Origin of the sequence: Rhodococcus sp. NPDC059969 (assembly GCF_042738325.1) — a bacterium.
Taxonomy (GTDB): Bacteria; Actinomycetota; Actinomycetes; order Mycobacteriales; family Mycobacteriaceae; genus Rhodococcus_F.
In genome coordinates this window covers 232,759-245,364 of record NZ_JBHWUF010000002.1, presented here as the reverse complement: position 1 = coordinate 245,364, position 12,606 = coordinate 232,759, and the positions used below count along the sequence as shown (strand labels likewise).

At 62.5% G+C, this 12,606-nt stretch carries 16 protein-coding genes; 11 read left to right on the top strand and 5 right to left on the bottom strand.

The window, feature by feature from the left end; all coding sequences use genetic code 11:
* The first annotated feature begins 53 nt into the window (after positions 1 to 53).
* Together ACFWAD_RS10090 and ACFWAD_RS10085 are read left to right on the top strand one after the other, a co-directional pair.
* Positions 54 to 899: a mycofactocin-coupled SDR family oxidoreductase gene (locus ACFWAD_RS10090; RefSeq protein WP_317828775.1), complete on the top strand. Its 846-nt coding sequence runs from the start codon at positions 54 to 56 to the stop codon at positions 897 to 899.
* A 301-nt stretch (positions 900 to 1,200) separates the two neighbouring features.
* Positions 1,201 to 1,710, top strand: coding sequence for a hypothetical protein (locus ACFWAD_RS10085; protein ID WP_378532367.1), 510 nt, complete (start codon positions 1,201 to 1,203; stop codon positions 1,708 to 1,710).
* A gap of 8 nt (positions 1,711 to 1,718) precedes the next feature.
* Here ACFWAD_RS10085 and ACFWAD_RS10080 read toward each other — a convergent pair whose 3' ends face one another.
* A complete protein-coding gene (locus ACFWAD_RS10080) occupies positions 1,719 to 2,105 on the bottom strand; it encodes a DUF1304 domain-containing protein (protein ID WP_378543279.1) in 387 nt (128 codons plus the stop codon).
* An 87-nt stretch (positions 2,106 to 2,192) separates the two neighbouring features.
* Between ACFWAD_RS10080 and ACFWAD_RS10075 the strand changes: the two genes are divergently transcribed.
* Both ACFWAD_RS10075 and ACFWAD_RS10070 read left to right on the top strand, forming a co-directional pair.
* A complete protein-coding gene (locus ACFWAD_RS10075) occupies positions 2,193 to 2,777 on the top strand; it encodes a TetR/AcrR family transcriptional regulator (protein ID WP_378543277.1) in 585 nt (194 codons plus the stop codon).
* Between the two features lie 56 nt (positions 2,778 to 2,833).
* Positions 2,834 to 3,433, top strand: a complete 600-nt coding sequence (locus ACFWAD_RS10070; protein ID WP_378543275.1) for a GNAT family N-acetyltransferase — start codon at positions 2,834 to 2,836, stop codon at positions 3,431 to 3,433.
* Here the strand turns inward: ACFWAD_RS10070 and ACFWAD_RS10065 are convergent.
* Positions 3,423 to 4,010: a TetR/AcrR family transcriptional regulator gene (locus ACFWAD_RS10065; protein ID WP_378543273.1), complete on the bottom strand. Its 588-nt coding sequence runs from the start codon at positions 4,008 to 4,010 to the stop codon at positions 3,423 to 3,425. The two genes, ACFWAD_RS10070 and ACFWAD_RS10065, sit on opposite strands and share 11 nt — an antisense overlap.
* Positions 4,011 to 4,123: 113 nt before the next feature.
* On the opposite strand from ACFWAD_RS10065, the gene ACFWAD_RS10060 reads away from it, so the two are divergent.
* The 3 genes from ACFWAD_RS10060 (at position 4,124) to ACFWAD_RS10050 (ending at position 6,456) form a co-directional block, all read left to right on the top strand.
* Complete coding sequence (locus ACFWAD_RS10060; protein ID WP_378543271.1) at positions 4,124 to 5,362, top strand: MFS transporter; 1,239 nt, start codon at positions 4,124 to 4,126, stop codon at positions 5,360 to 5,362.
* Positions 5,363 to 5,496: 134 nt separating this feature from the next.
* Positions 5,497 to 5,949 (top strand): hypothetical protein, encoded by a 453-nt coding sequence (locus ACFWAD_RS10055; RefSeq protein WP_378446279.1) that lies wholly within the window; start codon positions 5,497 to 5,499, stop codon positions 5,947 to 5,949.
* Positions 5,950 to 6,087: 138 nt separating this feature from the next.
* Positions 6,088 to 6,456, top strand: coding sequence for a VOC family protein (locus ACFWAD_RS10050; RefSeq protein WP_020970460.1), 369 nt, complete (start codon positions 6,088 to 6,090; stop codon positions 6,454 to 6,456).
* A gap of 4 nt (positions 6,457 to 6,460) precedes the next feature.
* Here the strand turns inward: ACFWAD_RS10050 and ACFWAD_RS10045 are convergent, their stop codons facing one another.
* Positions 6,461 to 7,807 carry a cryptochrome/photolyase family protein gene (locus ACFWAD_RS10045; RefSeq protein WP_378543269.1) on the bottom strand — a complete coding sequence of 449 codons (1,347 nt, stop codon included), beginning with the start codon at positions 7,805 to 7,807 and terminating at the stop codon, positions 6,461 to 6,463.
* A 10-nt stretch (positions 7,808 to 7,817) separates the two neighbouring features.
* Positions 7,818 to 8,405: a TetR/AcrR family transcriptional regulator gene (locus ACFWAD_RS10040; protein ID WP_378543267.1), complete on the bottom strand. Its 588-nt coding sequence runs from the start codon at positions 8,403 to 8,405 to the stop codon at positions 7,818 to 7,820.
* Positions 8,406 to 8,481: 76 nt separating this feature from the next.
* Here ACFWAD_RS10040 and ACFWAD_RS10035 point away from each other — a divergent pair, with 76 nt between their 5' ends.
* Positions 8,482 to 8,859 (top strand): DUF952 domain-containing protein, encoded by a 378-nt coding sequence (locus tag ACFWAD_RS10035; RefSeq protein ID WP_378543265.1) that lies wholly within the window; start codon positions 8,482 to 8,484, stop codon positions 8,857 to 8,859.
* Here the strand turns inward: ACFWAD_RS10035 and ACFWAD_RS10030 are convergent.
* Positions 8,856 to 9,851: an ABC transporter permease gene (locus tag ACFWAD_RS10030; protein WP_378543263.1), complete on the bottom strand. Its 996-nt coding sequence runs from the start codon at positions 9,849 to 9,851 to the stop codon at positions 8,856 to 8,858. The two genes, ACFWAD_RS10035 and ACFWAD_RS10030, sit on opposite strands and share 4 nt — an antisense overlap.
* 89 nt (positions 9,852 to 9,940) lie before the next feature.
* Between ACFWAD_RS10030 and ACFWAD_RS10025 the strand changes: the two genes are divergently transcribed.
* From ACFWAD_RS10025 to ACFWAD_RS10015, 3 genes are read left to right on the top strand one after another with little or no spacing between them, the layout of a single operon-like run.
* Positions 9,941 to 10,516 (top strand): TetR/AcrR family transcriptional regulator, encoded by a 576-nt coding sequence (locus tag ACFWAD_RS10025; protein ID WP_378543261.1) that lies wholly within the window; start codon positions 9,941 to 9,943, stop codon positions 10,514 to 10,516.
* A 40-nt stretch (positions 10,517 to 10,556) separates the two neighbouring features.
* Complete coding sequence (locus tag ACFWAD_RS10020; RefSeq protein ID WP_095971255.1) at positions 10,557 to 11,261, top strand: response regulator transcription factor; 705 nt, start codon at positions 10,557 to 10,559, stop codon at positions 11,259 to 11,261.
* The gene (locus tag ACFWAD_RS10015) at positions 11,258 to 12,601 is read left to right on the top strand and encodes a sensor histidine kinase (protein ID WP_378543259.1); all 1,344 of its coding nucleotides are present in this window, start codon (positions 11,258 to 11,260) and stop codon (positions 12,599 to 12,601) included. The genes ACFWAD_RS10020 and ACFWAD_RS10015 overlap by 4 nt, the downstream gene beginning before the upstream one ends.
* The last annotated feature ends 5 nt before the right edge of the window (positions 12,602 to 12,606 follow it).

The following is a 12,606-nucleotide window of genomic DNA, read 5'->3' as shown; positions in this document are numbered from 1 at the left end:
AGCAGTATGAACACGTTCCAGTTTTGGCGCTTTACACGGGCAGGGGAAGTTCGATGGGCAATTTGGACGGTCAGGTCGCATTCATCACCGGAGCGGCGCGTGGTCAAGGGCGCGCGCATGCCGTCAAGCTCGCGTCCGAGGGCGCGGACATCATCGCGGTGGATCTCTGCGCGCCGGTCGCAACGGCGGGGTACGACATGGCCACCGAGGCCGACCTCGCCCAGACCGTCGCACTGGTCGAAGCTCAGGGCAGGCGCATCGTCGCGTCCGTAGCGGACACTCGCGACCTCGATGCCCTGAAATCGGCAGTCGACGCCGGAGTCGAGGAGCTCGGCCGGCTGGACATCGTGATTGCCAACGCGGGAATCGCGGCGTCGGCAAAGCTGTCCTGGGATCTGAGCGCCGAAGAGTTCCGCGAGCTGATGGACATCAATGTCACCGGCGTCTGGTTGACGACCAAAGTGTCGATTCCGCACATCATGAACGGCAATCGGGGTGGGTCGATCGTGTTGATCAGCTCGATGGCCGGCCTTCGCGGCGTGCCGGGTATCGCACACTATTCCGCGTCCAAGCACGCCGTTCGCGGTTTGGCGAAGTCTCTGGCCAACGAACTCGGCTGGGCGGACATTCGGGTCAACTCCGTGCACCCGGGCAATGTGCGAACCACGATGATCGACAACGAACCGATGGTTCGCGCGTTCCGTCCAGACTTGGAGAATCCCGTCCTCGCGGACACCGCTCCCATCATGTCGAAGCTGAATCTGCTGCCCCATCCGTGGGTCGACCCCGAAGTGATTGCGGATGCGGTGTTCTACCTGGTGGGGCCGGCCGGACGCGGGATCACCGGGATCGCACTGCCGATCGATCTCGGCACCTCGGAAAAATTCGCCGGCGGCTAAAGGCCCGAACTGATGCAGAATTGCCTCTGCCGGATGGGTCTCGAGCACCATCCGGCAGAGGCAATTCCGGCTTGATCAAGCCTTCGTAGCAACAGAACAAGTAGTCGACAACCTCATAGGCGCTCCTCGTCTGGCGTGGGAAAAACCTTTGTGGGATGCGCAACAAACCCAAGACCCAGAGTAGAAGCATTTGGCCTCAAACGCGCGTCATTCGGCAGTATTTTTTCGGATTCGGGCATACTGGACAACGCTCCCACCACGTATTATGGACCCGAGTTCACACTTACAGGGGGTAGGCACAGTGACGGTCAATTACGCCGCGATGGACCCGATTCACGGAAAAGTCGAGATCTCCTTCGACGTCGACACCGGGGTCGTGGACGTCCGAAACGGCGAATCACGCGCTCTCTTGACGCGCCGAGTCGACGCCCCACGCCGCGAAGGCACACCCATCGGAACGCGGGCTGCCGCGGACCTGTTCTTCACTCTTGGTGGCGACGAAGTCGAACTCACTGTCGGCAAAGGGTTTCTGTCCCGGCGCTCGTATTCGGTATCGGCACTCGTCGAGGGCGTGACACTGACCTTCGCGCCCGTCGACGACGCGAACAGCGCCTTCACCCGGGACGGGGTTCGCATCGCGCTGTTCTCCAAGAACGAGGAATCCGACCCCAGACAGACCGACGCAGTCTGGTCGAGCACTCCGAGCAACGACGAAGTCGTCATCGGCTACGCCCTGGCCGAAGCATTCGACTGCGGAGCACTCAACGGCGCTTTTGCCCTGATCGAATCACTGGTGCTCGGCGGCGGGTAAGGCCGAACTCAGAGCAGGTGAATAACCAGCAGAACGACGGCAATGGCTGGGAAAAGCATCTGCACGACGGCTGCGCGGGCCTTGTCGGGAGACGAGAGAATCAACACCAACCCCGCGGCAACCATCGATCCTGTGCCCGCCAGTACGAGGGCGATTCCGACCGACGCGGAACCGGTCGCCGCAATCACGATGCCGATCACGGACACGATTGCCAGGAAGAGGTTGTAAAAGCCCTGATTGAAGGCAAGCGACTGCGTGGTGATCGCCTCTTCCTCTGACTTGACGCCGAATGTGGCGCGGGTCTTCGGGGTCGTCCAGAGAATCGATTCGAGGACAAAAATGTACACGTGTACTGCTGCGGCCAGTCCCGCGAAGATGTAGCCGGCGACGTTCATCGGTGAGCTCCTGTTGAATAGAGTGAATTCTGTATCGTTCGGTCCAATATATACTGGACCGAACGATACAGAAAGAGCGAGGCTTTGATGGGCAGATCACAAGAATTCGACACAACAGCCGTGGTCGCTGCCGCTTTGGACGTGTTCTGGGCACATGGGTACGAAGGCGCATCGCTCGGCGACCTCGAAGCCGCAACGGGACTGAGCCGGTCAAGTCTCTACAACTCGTTCACCAACAAGCGCGGATTGTTCGACGCCGCAGTGCAGCTGTACCTCGAACATGTCATCCGTCCGCGTCTGCGCAATCTCACTACGAATCCGAAACCGGACGCCGTCGACGACTACCTTTCCTCGCTGGAACAAGCGATCGGCACCATGACCGCCGACTCACCGCGGCGAGGTTGCCTGCTCCTCAACACTGCTGCCGGACTCGGCGCGCACGACGACGCGGCGGCCGCCGTCATCCGCGCTTACCGCCAAGAACTCGCCGACGCGATCAACAGTGGATTACATGCCGCATTTCCAGCCGAGACAGACGCCACGCTCTCCGATCGCACTCGAATCCTTCTCTCCTGCACGGTAAGTGCACTGGTCCTCGCGCGAGTTGACACCGAAGAGGCGATCGCAACCCTGGAATCTGCGCGCCGACTGAACGCAGAGTGGCAGCGATAAAGACAGGAAGCTCACGCCATTGCCTGCCATCGGACGGGTAGGCGATGATGCTTCACGTGCCCAAGTTGACCACGCCCGCTATCGCCGCTGGATATCTCCGGGGAATGGACCAACCCTCGATACGCGTGGGGACTTCCGCGATTCTCCGGCCGTGGACCCCCGACGATGCACCGGCCGTGATGGAAGCGTTTCGAGATCCGTCGATTCAGCGTTGGCACGTCCGCCGTGCGGACTCGATCCACGAGGCGCGGGATTGGCTCACCGCGTGGCGAGACGGGTGGGCACGCGAATCCGAATGCCATTGGGCGATCGCCGCTCCCGAGACAAATGAACTCCTCGGCCGAATCGCAGTAAAGGGGGTGAACTTGTGGGACGGCACTGCCGAACTCGCGTATTGGATGACCCCAGCAGCGCGCGGCCGTGGACTCTGCACCCAGGCTGTAGTCGCACTGTCCGAGTGGGCATTTCGCAAAGCAGGGTTTCACCGACTCGAACTCCAGCACTCGATCCACAACCCACCGTCATGCCGAGTCGCCACCAAAGCAGGGTTCAGCGAAGAAGGTGTTCGACGAGGCTCCGCGAGGCACGCCGACGGCTGGCACGACATGCACGTCCACGCCCGACTAGGCAGCGATCAGCCGCAGGTCACTCGATAACCACCCGCGCCGCGAGGGCAAGTGTCTGATCCACCAAATCCGCAACTCTCTGCGGCGCGACCGGCTCGAGGTCGAACAGGATTCGGTAGACGATCGGTGCAACCACATGGTCCACCACCGAATCACCATCCACACCAGCAGCTTCCGGCCAACGCGCGAGGATCACATCGATCTGCGTCCGACAGAAGAAGGCGCACTTGAACTTCTTCGTACCGTCCGGTGCGTGCGTCTGATCGTCGCTCATCAACACGTCTCGCAGCGAAGCACGACCGACGGGCGCCGACATCTCCTCGAGATAGTCCTGCGCCCAGACCGTCAGATCTCCTCGGAGCGAACCCGTTTCACGCGGGTCGGCGTCCGGTCGCAATCTCTCGATCGAGACATCGGCAAAAACTTCGTTGATGTCGCCCCACCGCCGATAGATGGTCGACGGGGTCACTCCCGCATCGGTCGCGATCATCGGCACCGTGATCTCGGCTCGATCACGCTGTTCCAGCAACTTGCGCGCCGACGCGTGCACGGCCTGTTGGATACGCGCACTGCGGCCACCGGGGCGCGGACCTGCGGACGGACTCATAAATCCAATACTAACGCAAAGATGTTGCATTAGGCTACGGCCAGGCGTAGCGTCCCAAACGCAAAGTATTTGCGTTTGAAGTCTTCACCACCCGCACGGGAAGCGCTACGACAATGACAACGACCGTTTCACCACCGACCGAGAGCACTTCACGCCCACGCTTGGGGCGAGGCGCCGCTTTCGCACTCATCGCCGTCATCATCGCTACGTTCCTGGGCGCCTCCGCGACCCCGACACCGTTGTACGAGCACTATCAACAGTTGTGGGGATTCTCCTCGCTCGCGTCGACGCTCGTGTTCGGCATTTACGCTCTCGCACTGCTCGCCACACTCTTGACCGCCGGTTCCCTGTCCGATCACATCGGCAGGCGCCCGGTCCTGCTCGGAGCACTCGTCCTCGAGGCGATCTCGCTTGCACTGTTCGCCTCGGCCGACGGTCTGACCATTCTGCTGATCGCCCGCGTCGTACAAGGTGTTGCCACCGGCGCTGCAATCAGCGCTCTGGGCTCGGCCTTGATCGACCTCGAACGCACTCCCGGCCGCGGATCGATCATCAACAGCGTCGCTCCGACAGTGGGACTTGCCGTCGGCGCCGTGGGTTCGAGTCTCATCAGCGAGCACCTCCCCCGGCCCACCAGCACTGTCTACCTGGTTCTTCTCGTACTGGTCGTTCTCGAAATCCTCGGGGTTTGGGCCGCTCCCGAGACATCGGGCGGACGACCCGGAGCCTGGCAGTCGCTACGCCCCACCCTTGCCGTTCCTCGGGAAGCCCGAACGATGATTGCGCTCACCGCACCGTGCCTGATCGCGGTCTGGGCGTTGGGCGGTTTCTACCTCTCACTCGGACCGGCGTTGGCGCGCAACGCACTTGACGTTCACAGCTCACTCATCGGTGCCATCATGGTCGCAACACTGACGGGGTTCGGAGCTGCAGCGGTACTCACCTTCCGCAAACTCGGCGGGCGAACCGTGATGCTGATCGGAACCACCGCCCTGGTGCTCGGGGTGGCCATCACGCTCATCGGCGCTGAAACGTCCTCTGCAGTATTGATTCTGGTTGGTACGGCTGTGGCAGGTATCGGCTTCGGAGCAGGATTCCAGGGAACCATCCTCACAGTCATGCCGCTGGCCGAGAACCACGAACGCGCGGGATTGTTGTCCACCGTCTACGTCATCGCCTATCTGGCCAACAGCCTTCCGGCATTGCTGGCCGGCTACCTGGTCGGCAAGGTGGGGTTGGTGGATACGACGCGCGGCTACGGAGCACTCGTCATGGTTCTCGCGGCCGCCGCGCTGATCGGACTGCTGGTCACCGGCGAGCGAAAGGTCAAAGCTGTCCCAGTGTCGGAGTAGATGTCCCCCGATCGGTGGACACACAGTTCCTCCTTCGTACGGTCCGGGTAGTGGACATACGGCATCGATCCGCTCCGACATAGTTGTCTTCGAGAGAGCCAACCGAACGCTCACCCGGACAAAGGACACCGACGATGACGAACCCGCGCTACGTAGTTGCCGCAATCACGGCCCTGGCCGCTGGTGCCCTCACTTTGGGGTTGAGCGGAATCGCCAGCGCCGGAACTCTTCCGGCAACCGGCAATACCATCACGATGACGATCAGCAACGACACCGAACAGACAATTCATCTCGTAGGCGCCGACAATCCCTACGGACAGTGGATGCAGAGCCCACGTCAGTCGCTCGCGCCCCACGAGACCGAGATCGTCACCGCATACAACCAGGACCCGCGAGGCCTGACGGTCGACGTCGTCTACTCCACCCCCGGCGGCGGACAAGCAGTCTTCATGGCCAACGACTATCCGCAGTTCGACACCGACGGAACTCGCACAACCGACCCTGATCACTACTTCATCTCGAGCTACATCGACGGCTACTACCCGAACCTGAGCGTCGGCTACCACCTCGGTGCGGCGTCGTCATAAGAAATCCGTCTGCCTCTCAGACGCACTCGTTCTTGGACATTCGTCCGGCGTGAGGGGATTGTTGAACGCGGCCCCGCACGAGAAGGCACACACCTCGTTGCAGGTGGTCCGAATGTCAACGGGAGAGGGAAAACCACAGTGCGACTACCCAATCAGTTTCTGATCTATGTCAGCGATGCAGCCTCCGCAGCAGCGTTCTACGGCGAATTGTTCGACGCGAAGCCTGAGGTACTCAGCCCTCGGTACATGACCTTCGACCTGGGCGGCGGTGTGGTCCTTGCACTGTGGAGCGGCAAGTCACGCGACCTCGATCCCGCGACACCGCGAAATTTCGAAGTCGGCATATTGGTCGACGGCGGGAGCAACGAAATTCGGGCGATCTACGACGAGTGGGTGGCAAAGGGTGTCGAGGTCGTCGAAGAACCCAACGAAGATGTTTTCGGCCTGACATTCGTCATTTCAGATCTGGACGGAAACCGCCTCCGCGTAGCGCCCGCCGATCACTGAGCACTCAGCCTTTGATCTCACCGTACCGGCGGAGGGCTTCCTCACGCTCGTGCGCATGGTCGACGATCGGGTCCGGATAGTCGACCGGCCGCATCGCTTTCAGTGAGTGGACCGCTTTGCCTGGAACATCGCGAAGTTCGGGGACCCACCGACGGACGTATGTGCCGTCGGGATCGAACTTCTCCCCCTGAGTGATCGGGTTGAAGACCCGAAAGAACGGCGAGGCATCCGTGCCCGACCCCGCAGTCCACTGCCACCCGTGCTGATTGGACGCCAAGTCACCGTCCACCAGTTGCGACATGAAGTACCGTGCGCCGCGCCACCACGGAATGTGCAGGTCCTTCACCAGGAATGACGCGACGATCATTCGCACCCGATTGTGCATCCAGTTCTCGGCGACGAGTTGCCGCATGCCCGCATCGACGATCGGGAAGCCGGTCTTGCCCTCACACCAGGCAGTGAAGGCAGCGTCCGCGTCGACTCCGCCGTCGTGACGTAAGCGGTCGAACTTGTTGTCGTAGTTCTTCCGTGCGCTGTCGGGGCGTTGAAACAGGATGTCTGCGTAGAAGTCTCGCCAAGCCAGCTGGCGACGGTAAGCCTGAGCGCCGTCGCCGAGCCGCTTGGAAAGGTCTGCCAACATGGTTCGCGGATGGATCGTGCCGTACTTGAGCGGGATCGACATCCGGCTCGTGGTGTCGAGGTCCGGCCGATTTCGTTCGTCGTCGTAGCGGTCAAGATCGTTCTCGCAGTATTCTTTCCACTGCTCGAGCGCACCGGCCTCACCCACGAATTGGCTGACCGCGCGAGACGGCACGGGAATGTTCACCCGGCGCGGGCCGCCGTCCTTCTCGCTCGGATCGAACCAATTGACGGTCTGTGCATCGGTCGACGCGGGACCTCGCCAACCGTGTTCCATCCACTGACGGAAGTACGGTGTGAACACCTTGTACGGATCGCCATCGGCCTTGGTGACGCGTCCGGGCGCGACGGCGTACGGAGAACCGGTGGCGATCAACTCCACCTTCTCCGCCACTGCAGCGTCACGGCGTCGGCCGTATGGTCCGTAGTCTGCACTGATGTGAACTTCTTCGGCGCCAACGGATTCCGCCACGCGGGGCACCACGTCCACCGGATCACCTCGAACAACCATCAATTTTCCGTCGAGCCGATTATCGAGGGCCGCCAAGTTGGCGAACAGTTGATCCTGGCGGGGTGAGCCCGCCGGTCCGAGCAGTTTCTCGTCGAGAACAAATAATCCCAATGCCTGCCCGCCGCCATCCGACGCCGCGCTCAGGGTGGGAAGGTCACCTACCCGCAGATCGCGTCGAAACCAGACCACAGAGTTGTTCACCCCGTCGAGCCTACCGATCAGATCCCAGAATGCACCCCGTCGCACGAGCAGCAAGTTGCGCAGCTCTCTCGGGTGTCGGCTCTGGGGCCAGCCCGAGCAGTCGCCGCCGATGTTCCTCACCGAGTAGCAATGTGTACAACTGATCCGCACTCAGCGCAGCCTTCTGTCCGTGCTGATCGAGCAAGATTTTCTCCAGGAAGGCAATCGACTTGGCCGGTCCGGATTCGTAGAACGCGGCAGCCAGCTCAGGGAACTGCAGTGCCTCGCCGATCATCATGCGGTGCAGCGCAATCGAGTTTTCACTGTGCAGGGCGATGACGATGTCCACTGCGGCGGCCAGCAGGTCGGACTGGCCCTCGCCGGCATTGTCGACGTACGCGTGCTGACGCGCTACCGCAGCTGCAAAGACCGCGGACTTGTCGCCGAAGTAGCTGTACACGGTGCGCTTTGCGACGCCGGCCGCCGTGGCAATCGCGTCGATCGTTGTTCGAGCGAACCCGACTTCCCGAAACGAGTCGACCGCGACGTCGAGAATCTCGTTGCGTCGATCGGCGCGCTCGGCGTCACTGGTTCTCCCACGTCTGCGCGGTTGCTCCATCAAGTCTCCTGTTACCGTGCCAGTGAATTAATGCTACGTTGACGTTTCATTATTTCGAACACTACAGGAGCACTGCATGACCGGACAACGACTCGTCCACGTCGCCATCGCCGACGACTGGGAAGCGTGCAAGCGCTTCGGTGAGTACGAGGTCTCGACGCGCGGAATCAGTTACGACGAGGCGGGATTCATTCGCGCAACCACCCCGGACGCACTCGCTTCGGTGCTCGATCTGGTGTTCGGCGACCTGACCTTGCCACTGATCGTCGCCGTCATCGACGAGGACGCGCTGACCTCCGCAGGCATCGACGTCGAATGGGAGGCCGGAAAGCCCCGAATCCTCCGACCCCTACCGATGGACGAGGACACGGTGGTCGCCGAACTGGCCGTGGAACGCGTTGACGGGGTCTGGCCGCTTCCCGACCTCACCCCGTACGCAACCCGCACCGGCTAGACCAGGGCTACCTCTGGTTCGACCACCGGCGTCGACGCCTTCTTCCGACCGGCAGCCACGCACAGCGCGATCCCGACGGCGATCCAGCACACCAGCACCAGAAGTGGTGCGGCGGCACCGTGGCCGTCGAAGAAAGCCATCGATCGGACGGATGCCCCTGCGGCACCAGGCGGGAGCAGTTGTCCCAATGCACCCCACCCCGCGGGCAACCAGGCCGCAGTTGTCGCCATCCCCGAGAGCGGATTGCCCACGAACATCATCGTGACGGCCCCCAATGCGAATCCCTTCATCCCGAGCAGGGATTCGAGTCCCAGAATGGGAAGCGAGATAGCCGAAATGCCCATGGTGAGTGCGAGTGCGGTGAGCAGGTAGTTTCCGTCAAGGCTGTTCGTGCCGAACTGCAGAATGGCAGTCAGGGCAAAACCTGCGACAACCGCGACGCCGACGGCGCCCAGCACTCGCTTGGCAATGCTGCGCGGAAACAGCTGCACGAGAACAACAGCGGGCATGATTCCACCGAACACCAGCGGCAAGGCCAGGGCTGTGAGCCCCGCACCGGTCGGGTCGTCCGCCGTCAACGGCACCACGTCTTCGACGGGAACCTCCGTTCCCGAAGCATCCGAGAGTCCACTGGCCACTCCGGTCAGGGTTTGCGCGATCGGGGTACCGCCCGCGGTCGCGATCAGCACGTGAGGGCCGCTCGCATCGACAACGATTCCGCCGACCACGTCTCGATTTCGAATCGCGTCACGAAGCGCGTCGGCGTCGGCGAAGTCCTGGGTGTCGAAGGCACCCGGCTTGCTCGCCTCGAGCGAGGCACTGATCTGAGTGGTCGCCTGAGCCGGACCGGCGATACCCAACTTCAGTTCGTGCGGGCCACTGTTCACCGACGGCAACACGAAGGCGAGCAGCATCAGCCCGATCACAGCAGACAGGCCCAACACCACGGCCACCAGCTTCTTACGGTCCCGTGCTTCGGCTTCGACGTTCATCACTACCTTCCCTAAGTGGAAGTTTTTCCTCCACTCTTTGTGGAAGATATTCCTCCAGTTATGATGAACTGTCAATACCGGAGGTGAATGTGCGAGCCGATGCACGCGAACGCAGGAACGCAATAGTCGACGCCGCCCGAGCGGTGTTCACCGAGCGCGGGCACGATGCGCCCCTCGACGCCGTCGCGGAACTCGCGAAAGTGGGCATAGCCACGCTGTATCGGAACTTTCCGACGCGCGAGGACCTGGTGACCGCCGTCGCCGTCGCAACGCTGACCGACGTCCGAGAGGCCGCCGACATCGCGCTTGCGGACATGCCCACCGATCCGACAAGCGCGTGGCACACGTTGGTGGATCGGCTCGTGGAACTGCGACTGGGTGCACTCATTCCCGCACTGGTGGAACGCAGTTTCACCGAGTTGGCCCCCGAAGTTCTGGCCGTGCGCGAGGTGACGAAAGCGAAGATGACCGCGACAATCGGCGCCGCTCAGAGCGCCGGACTGGTTCGCTCCGATCTACAACCGCTCGAATTCGTCATGGCTCTGGCCAAACTGACACGCCCGCAAATCGAGTTGTCCGACGAGGCCATGCCGAACCTGGTCCCTCGATTGGTCGCGGTGTTCATGGCCGGTCTGCGTCCGGACGGTACCGACTTGCCGGTCTGATCGGCGAAACACGACGTACCAGGCAAGGCACAATGGGGCTGTGACCGAGATACCGAAAATCCTCGTAGTCGACGACGACGCAGACGTCCTCACCTCGCTCGAACGCGGATTGCGGCTCTCGGGATTCACCGTACTGACGGCAGTGGACGGCGCCGACGCGCTCCGAGTGATCTCCGACAAGCGACCGGACGCGGTCGTCCTCGACATCAACATGCCGGTGCTCGACGGCACCGGAGTGGTGACGGCGCTTCGAGCCGCCGGCAACGAAATCCCGATCTGCGTGCTCAGCGCACGCAACTCGGTCGACGATCGCATCGCCGGGCTAGAATCCGGTGCAGACGACTACATGGTCAAGCCTTTTGTCCTCGCCGAACTGGTTGCCCGGATCCGCGCGATGCTCCGGCGCAGCAACACCCCTGCCGGCGATCACGCCGAGGGAACGAACACCCTGCGCGTCGGCAACCTCGACATCGACCTCTCCGGCCGCAGAGTTCGTGTCGACGGCAAGGAAGTACCGCTCACCAAACGCGAATTCGAACTCCTCGAAGTACTCGCTCACAATTCCGGCATCGTGCTCACTCGCGAACGCCTCCTCGAACTGGTGTGGGGCTACGACTTCGTCGCCGACACGAACGTCGTGGACGTGTTCATCGGCTACCTGCGTCGCAAGTTCGAATCCGGCGGTTCACCTCGCCTTCTCCATACCGTCCGCGGCGTCGGGTTCGTGCTTCGGGAGAACCCGTGAAGCGTCGCCGCTTCTCACTTCGAACCCGCGTTGCCGCGGCCGCGGCACTGGGGGCGACGTTCATCGTCATCGCTCTCGGTGTAGTCGTTGCGTTGGCCATCGCTCGAAACAACCTGTCCCAGCTGGACCGTCGGCTGGAGACGGCGTCGACAGTGATCGTGGCCAACGCCGCCACTGCGGGACCGTTCCTGGGAGCATTCGGAGATGGCGGCGCGTTTTCCGTGACCATCCGCTCCGACACCGACGGAACCGTCAAATCCAGCACCCCGACCCGTCTGCCCGAACTCCCGGTCGGCTCGGCCACCGTCGATGTGGACGGCACCAAGTACCGGGCATACACCGCCGAGGCCGACGGCATCAACGCCCTTGTCTCGCTGGCAGTTCCCTACGCCGAAGCGCGGGACATCACCGTCGACCAACAACGCCAGGTCGCTTTCTTCGGCGTCGGTGCCGTGGGGGCCGCTGCAGCTCTCGGGTGGTTGTTCGGCGGCCCGGCGGTGCGCCCACTCGTGGAACTGACCCGCCGGATCGCCCGACGCGATCCCGATCTCGCCACCGAAATTTCCGGCATCCGTGAAGCGGACGAGCTTGCCGCAGCAGCAGAATCGATGCTCAGCGATGTCGCCCGGGCACAGGCCGCGACCGACTCGGCCCTTGCCGCCGCGCGAGACTTCGCTTCCGCCTCGGCTCATGAACTCCGAACTCCGTTGACGGCGATGCGAACCGACATCGAGGTGTTGTCCATTCACGACCTCGATCACGAACAAAGACGCGAGATCCTCACAGATCTGGCCCGCGCGCAGGGCCGCGTCGAATCAACGCTGCGAGACCTCGAGCGACTGGCGAAGGGTGAACTCTCGACTGCCGAGGATTTCAAGGACACGGATCTGACCGAGGTCTGCGACATCGCTGCCGACGACGCACGCCGACATCATCGCGGCCTCGACGTCAGCGTCGTCACTGTGGATTCCCCACTCCCCTATTGCATCCGGGCTCTTCCCGGCGGAATCCGGTTGATCCTCGACAACGCGATCACCAATGCCGTCCGCCACGGCCGCGCGAGCACCGTGCGCATCACCCTCGCGCGCCCGGTCGATTCACCGGACACAGTCACGATCACGATCGACGACAACGGTTGCGGAATACCGGCCGAGGAACGCTCGAGCGTCTTCGAAAGGTTCACCCGCGGGTCGACGGCAGGCAAGACGGGCTCCGGCTTGGGCCTGGCACTGGTGGCGCAACAGGCGGCCCTGCACGGCGGACGCACGACATTCCACGAGAGTCCGCTCGGCGGGGCTCGCCTGCTGGTCGAGCTCAGGGATCAACCCGGACACGATTAGCCCTT

Coding starts and splice junctions, on each gene's coding strand:
- ACFWAD_RS10035 (WP_378543265.1), top strand. CDS start 8,482: ATGACCGGACAACGACTCGTCCACGTCGCCATCGCCGACGACTGGGAA.
- ACFWAD_RS10075 (WP_378543277.1), top strand. CDS start 2,193: ATGGGCAGATCACAAGAATTCGACACAACAGCCGTGGTCGCTGCCGCT.
- ACFWAD_RS10040 (WP_378543267.1), bottom strand. CDS start 8,405: ATGGAGCAACCGCGCAGACGTGGGAGAACCAGTGACGCCGAGCGCGCC.
- ACFWAD_RS10065 (WP_378543273.1), bottom strand. CDS start 4,010: ATGAGTCCGTCCGCAGGTCCGCGCCCCGGTGGCCGCAGTGCGCGTATC.
- ACFWAD_RS10030 (WP_378543263.1), bottom strand. CDS start 9,851: ATGAACGTCGAAGCCGAAGCACGGGACCGTAAGAAGCTGGTGGCCGTG.
- ACFWAD_RS10090 (WP_317828775.1), top strand. CDS start 54: ATGGGCAATTTGGACGGTCAGGTCGCATTCATCACCGGAGCGGCGCGT.
- ACFWAD_RS10055 (WP_378446279.1), top strand. CDS start 5,497: ATGACGAACCCGCGCTACGTAGTTGCCGCAATCACGGCCCTGGCCGCT.
- ACFWAD_RS10080 (WP_378543279.1), bottom strand. CDS start 2,105: ATGAACGTCGCCGGCTACATCTTCGCGGGACTGGCCGCAGCAGTACAC.
- ACFWAD_RS10060 (WP_378543271.1), top strand. CDS start 4,124: ATGACAACGACCGTTTCACCACCGACCGAGAGCACTTCACGCCCACGC.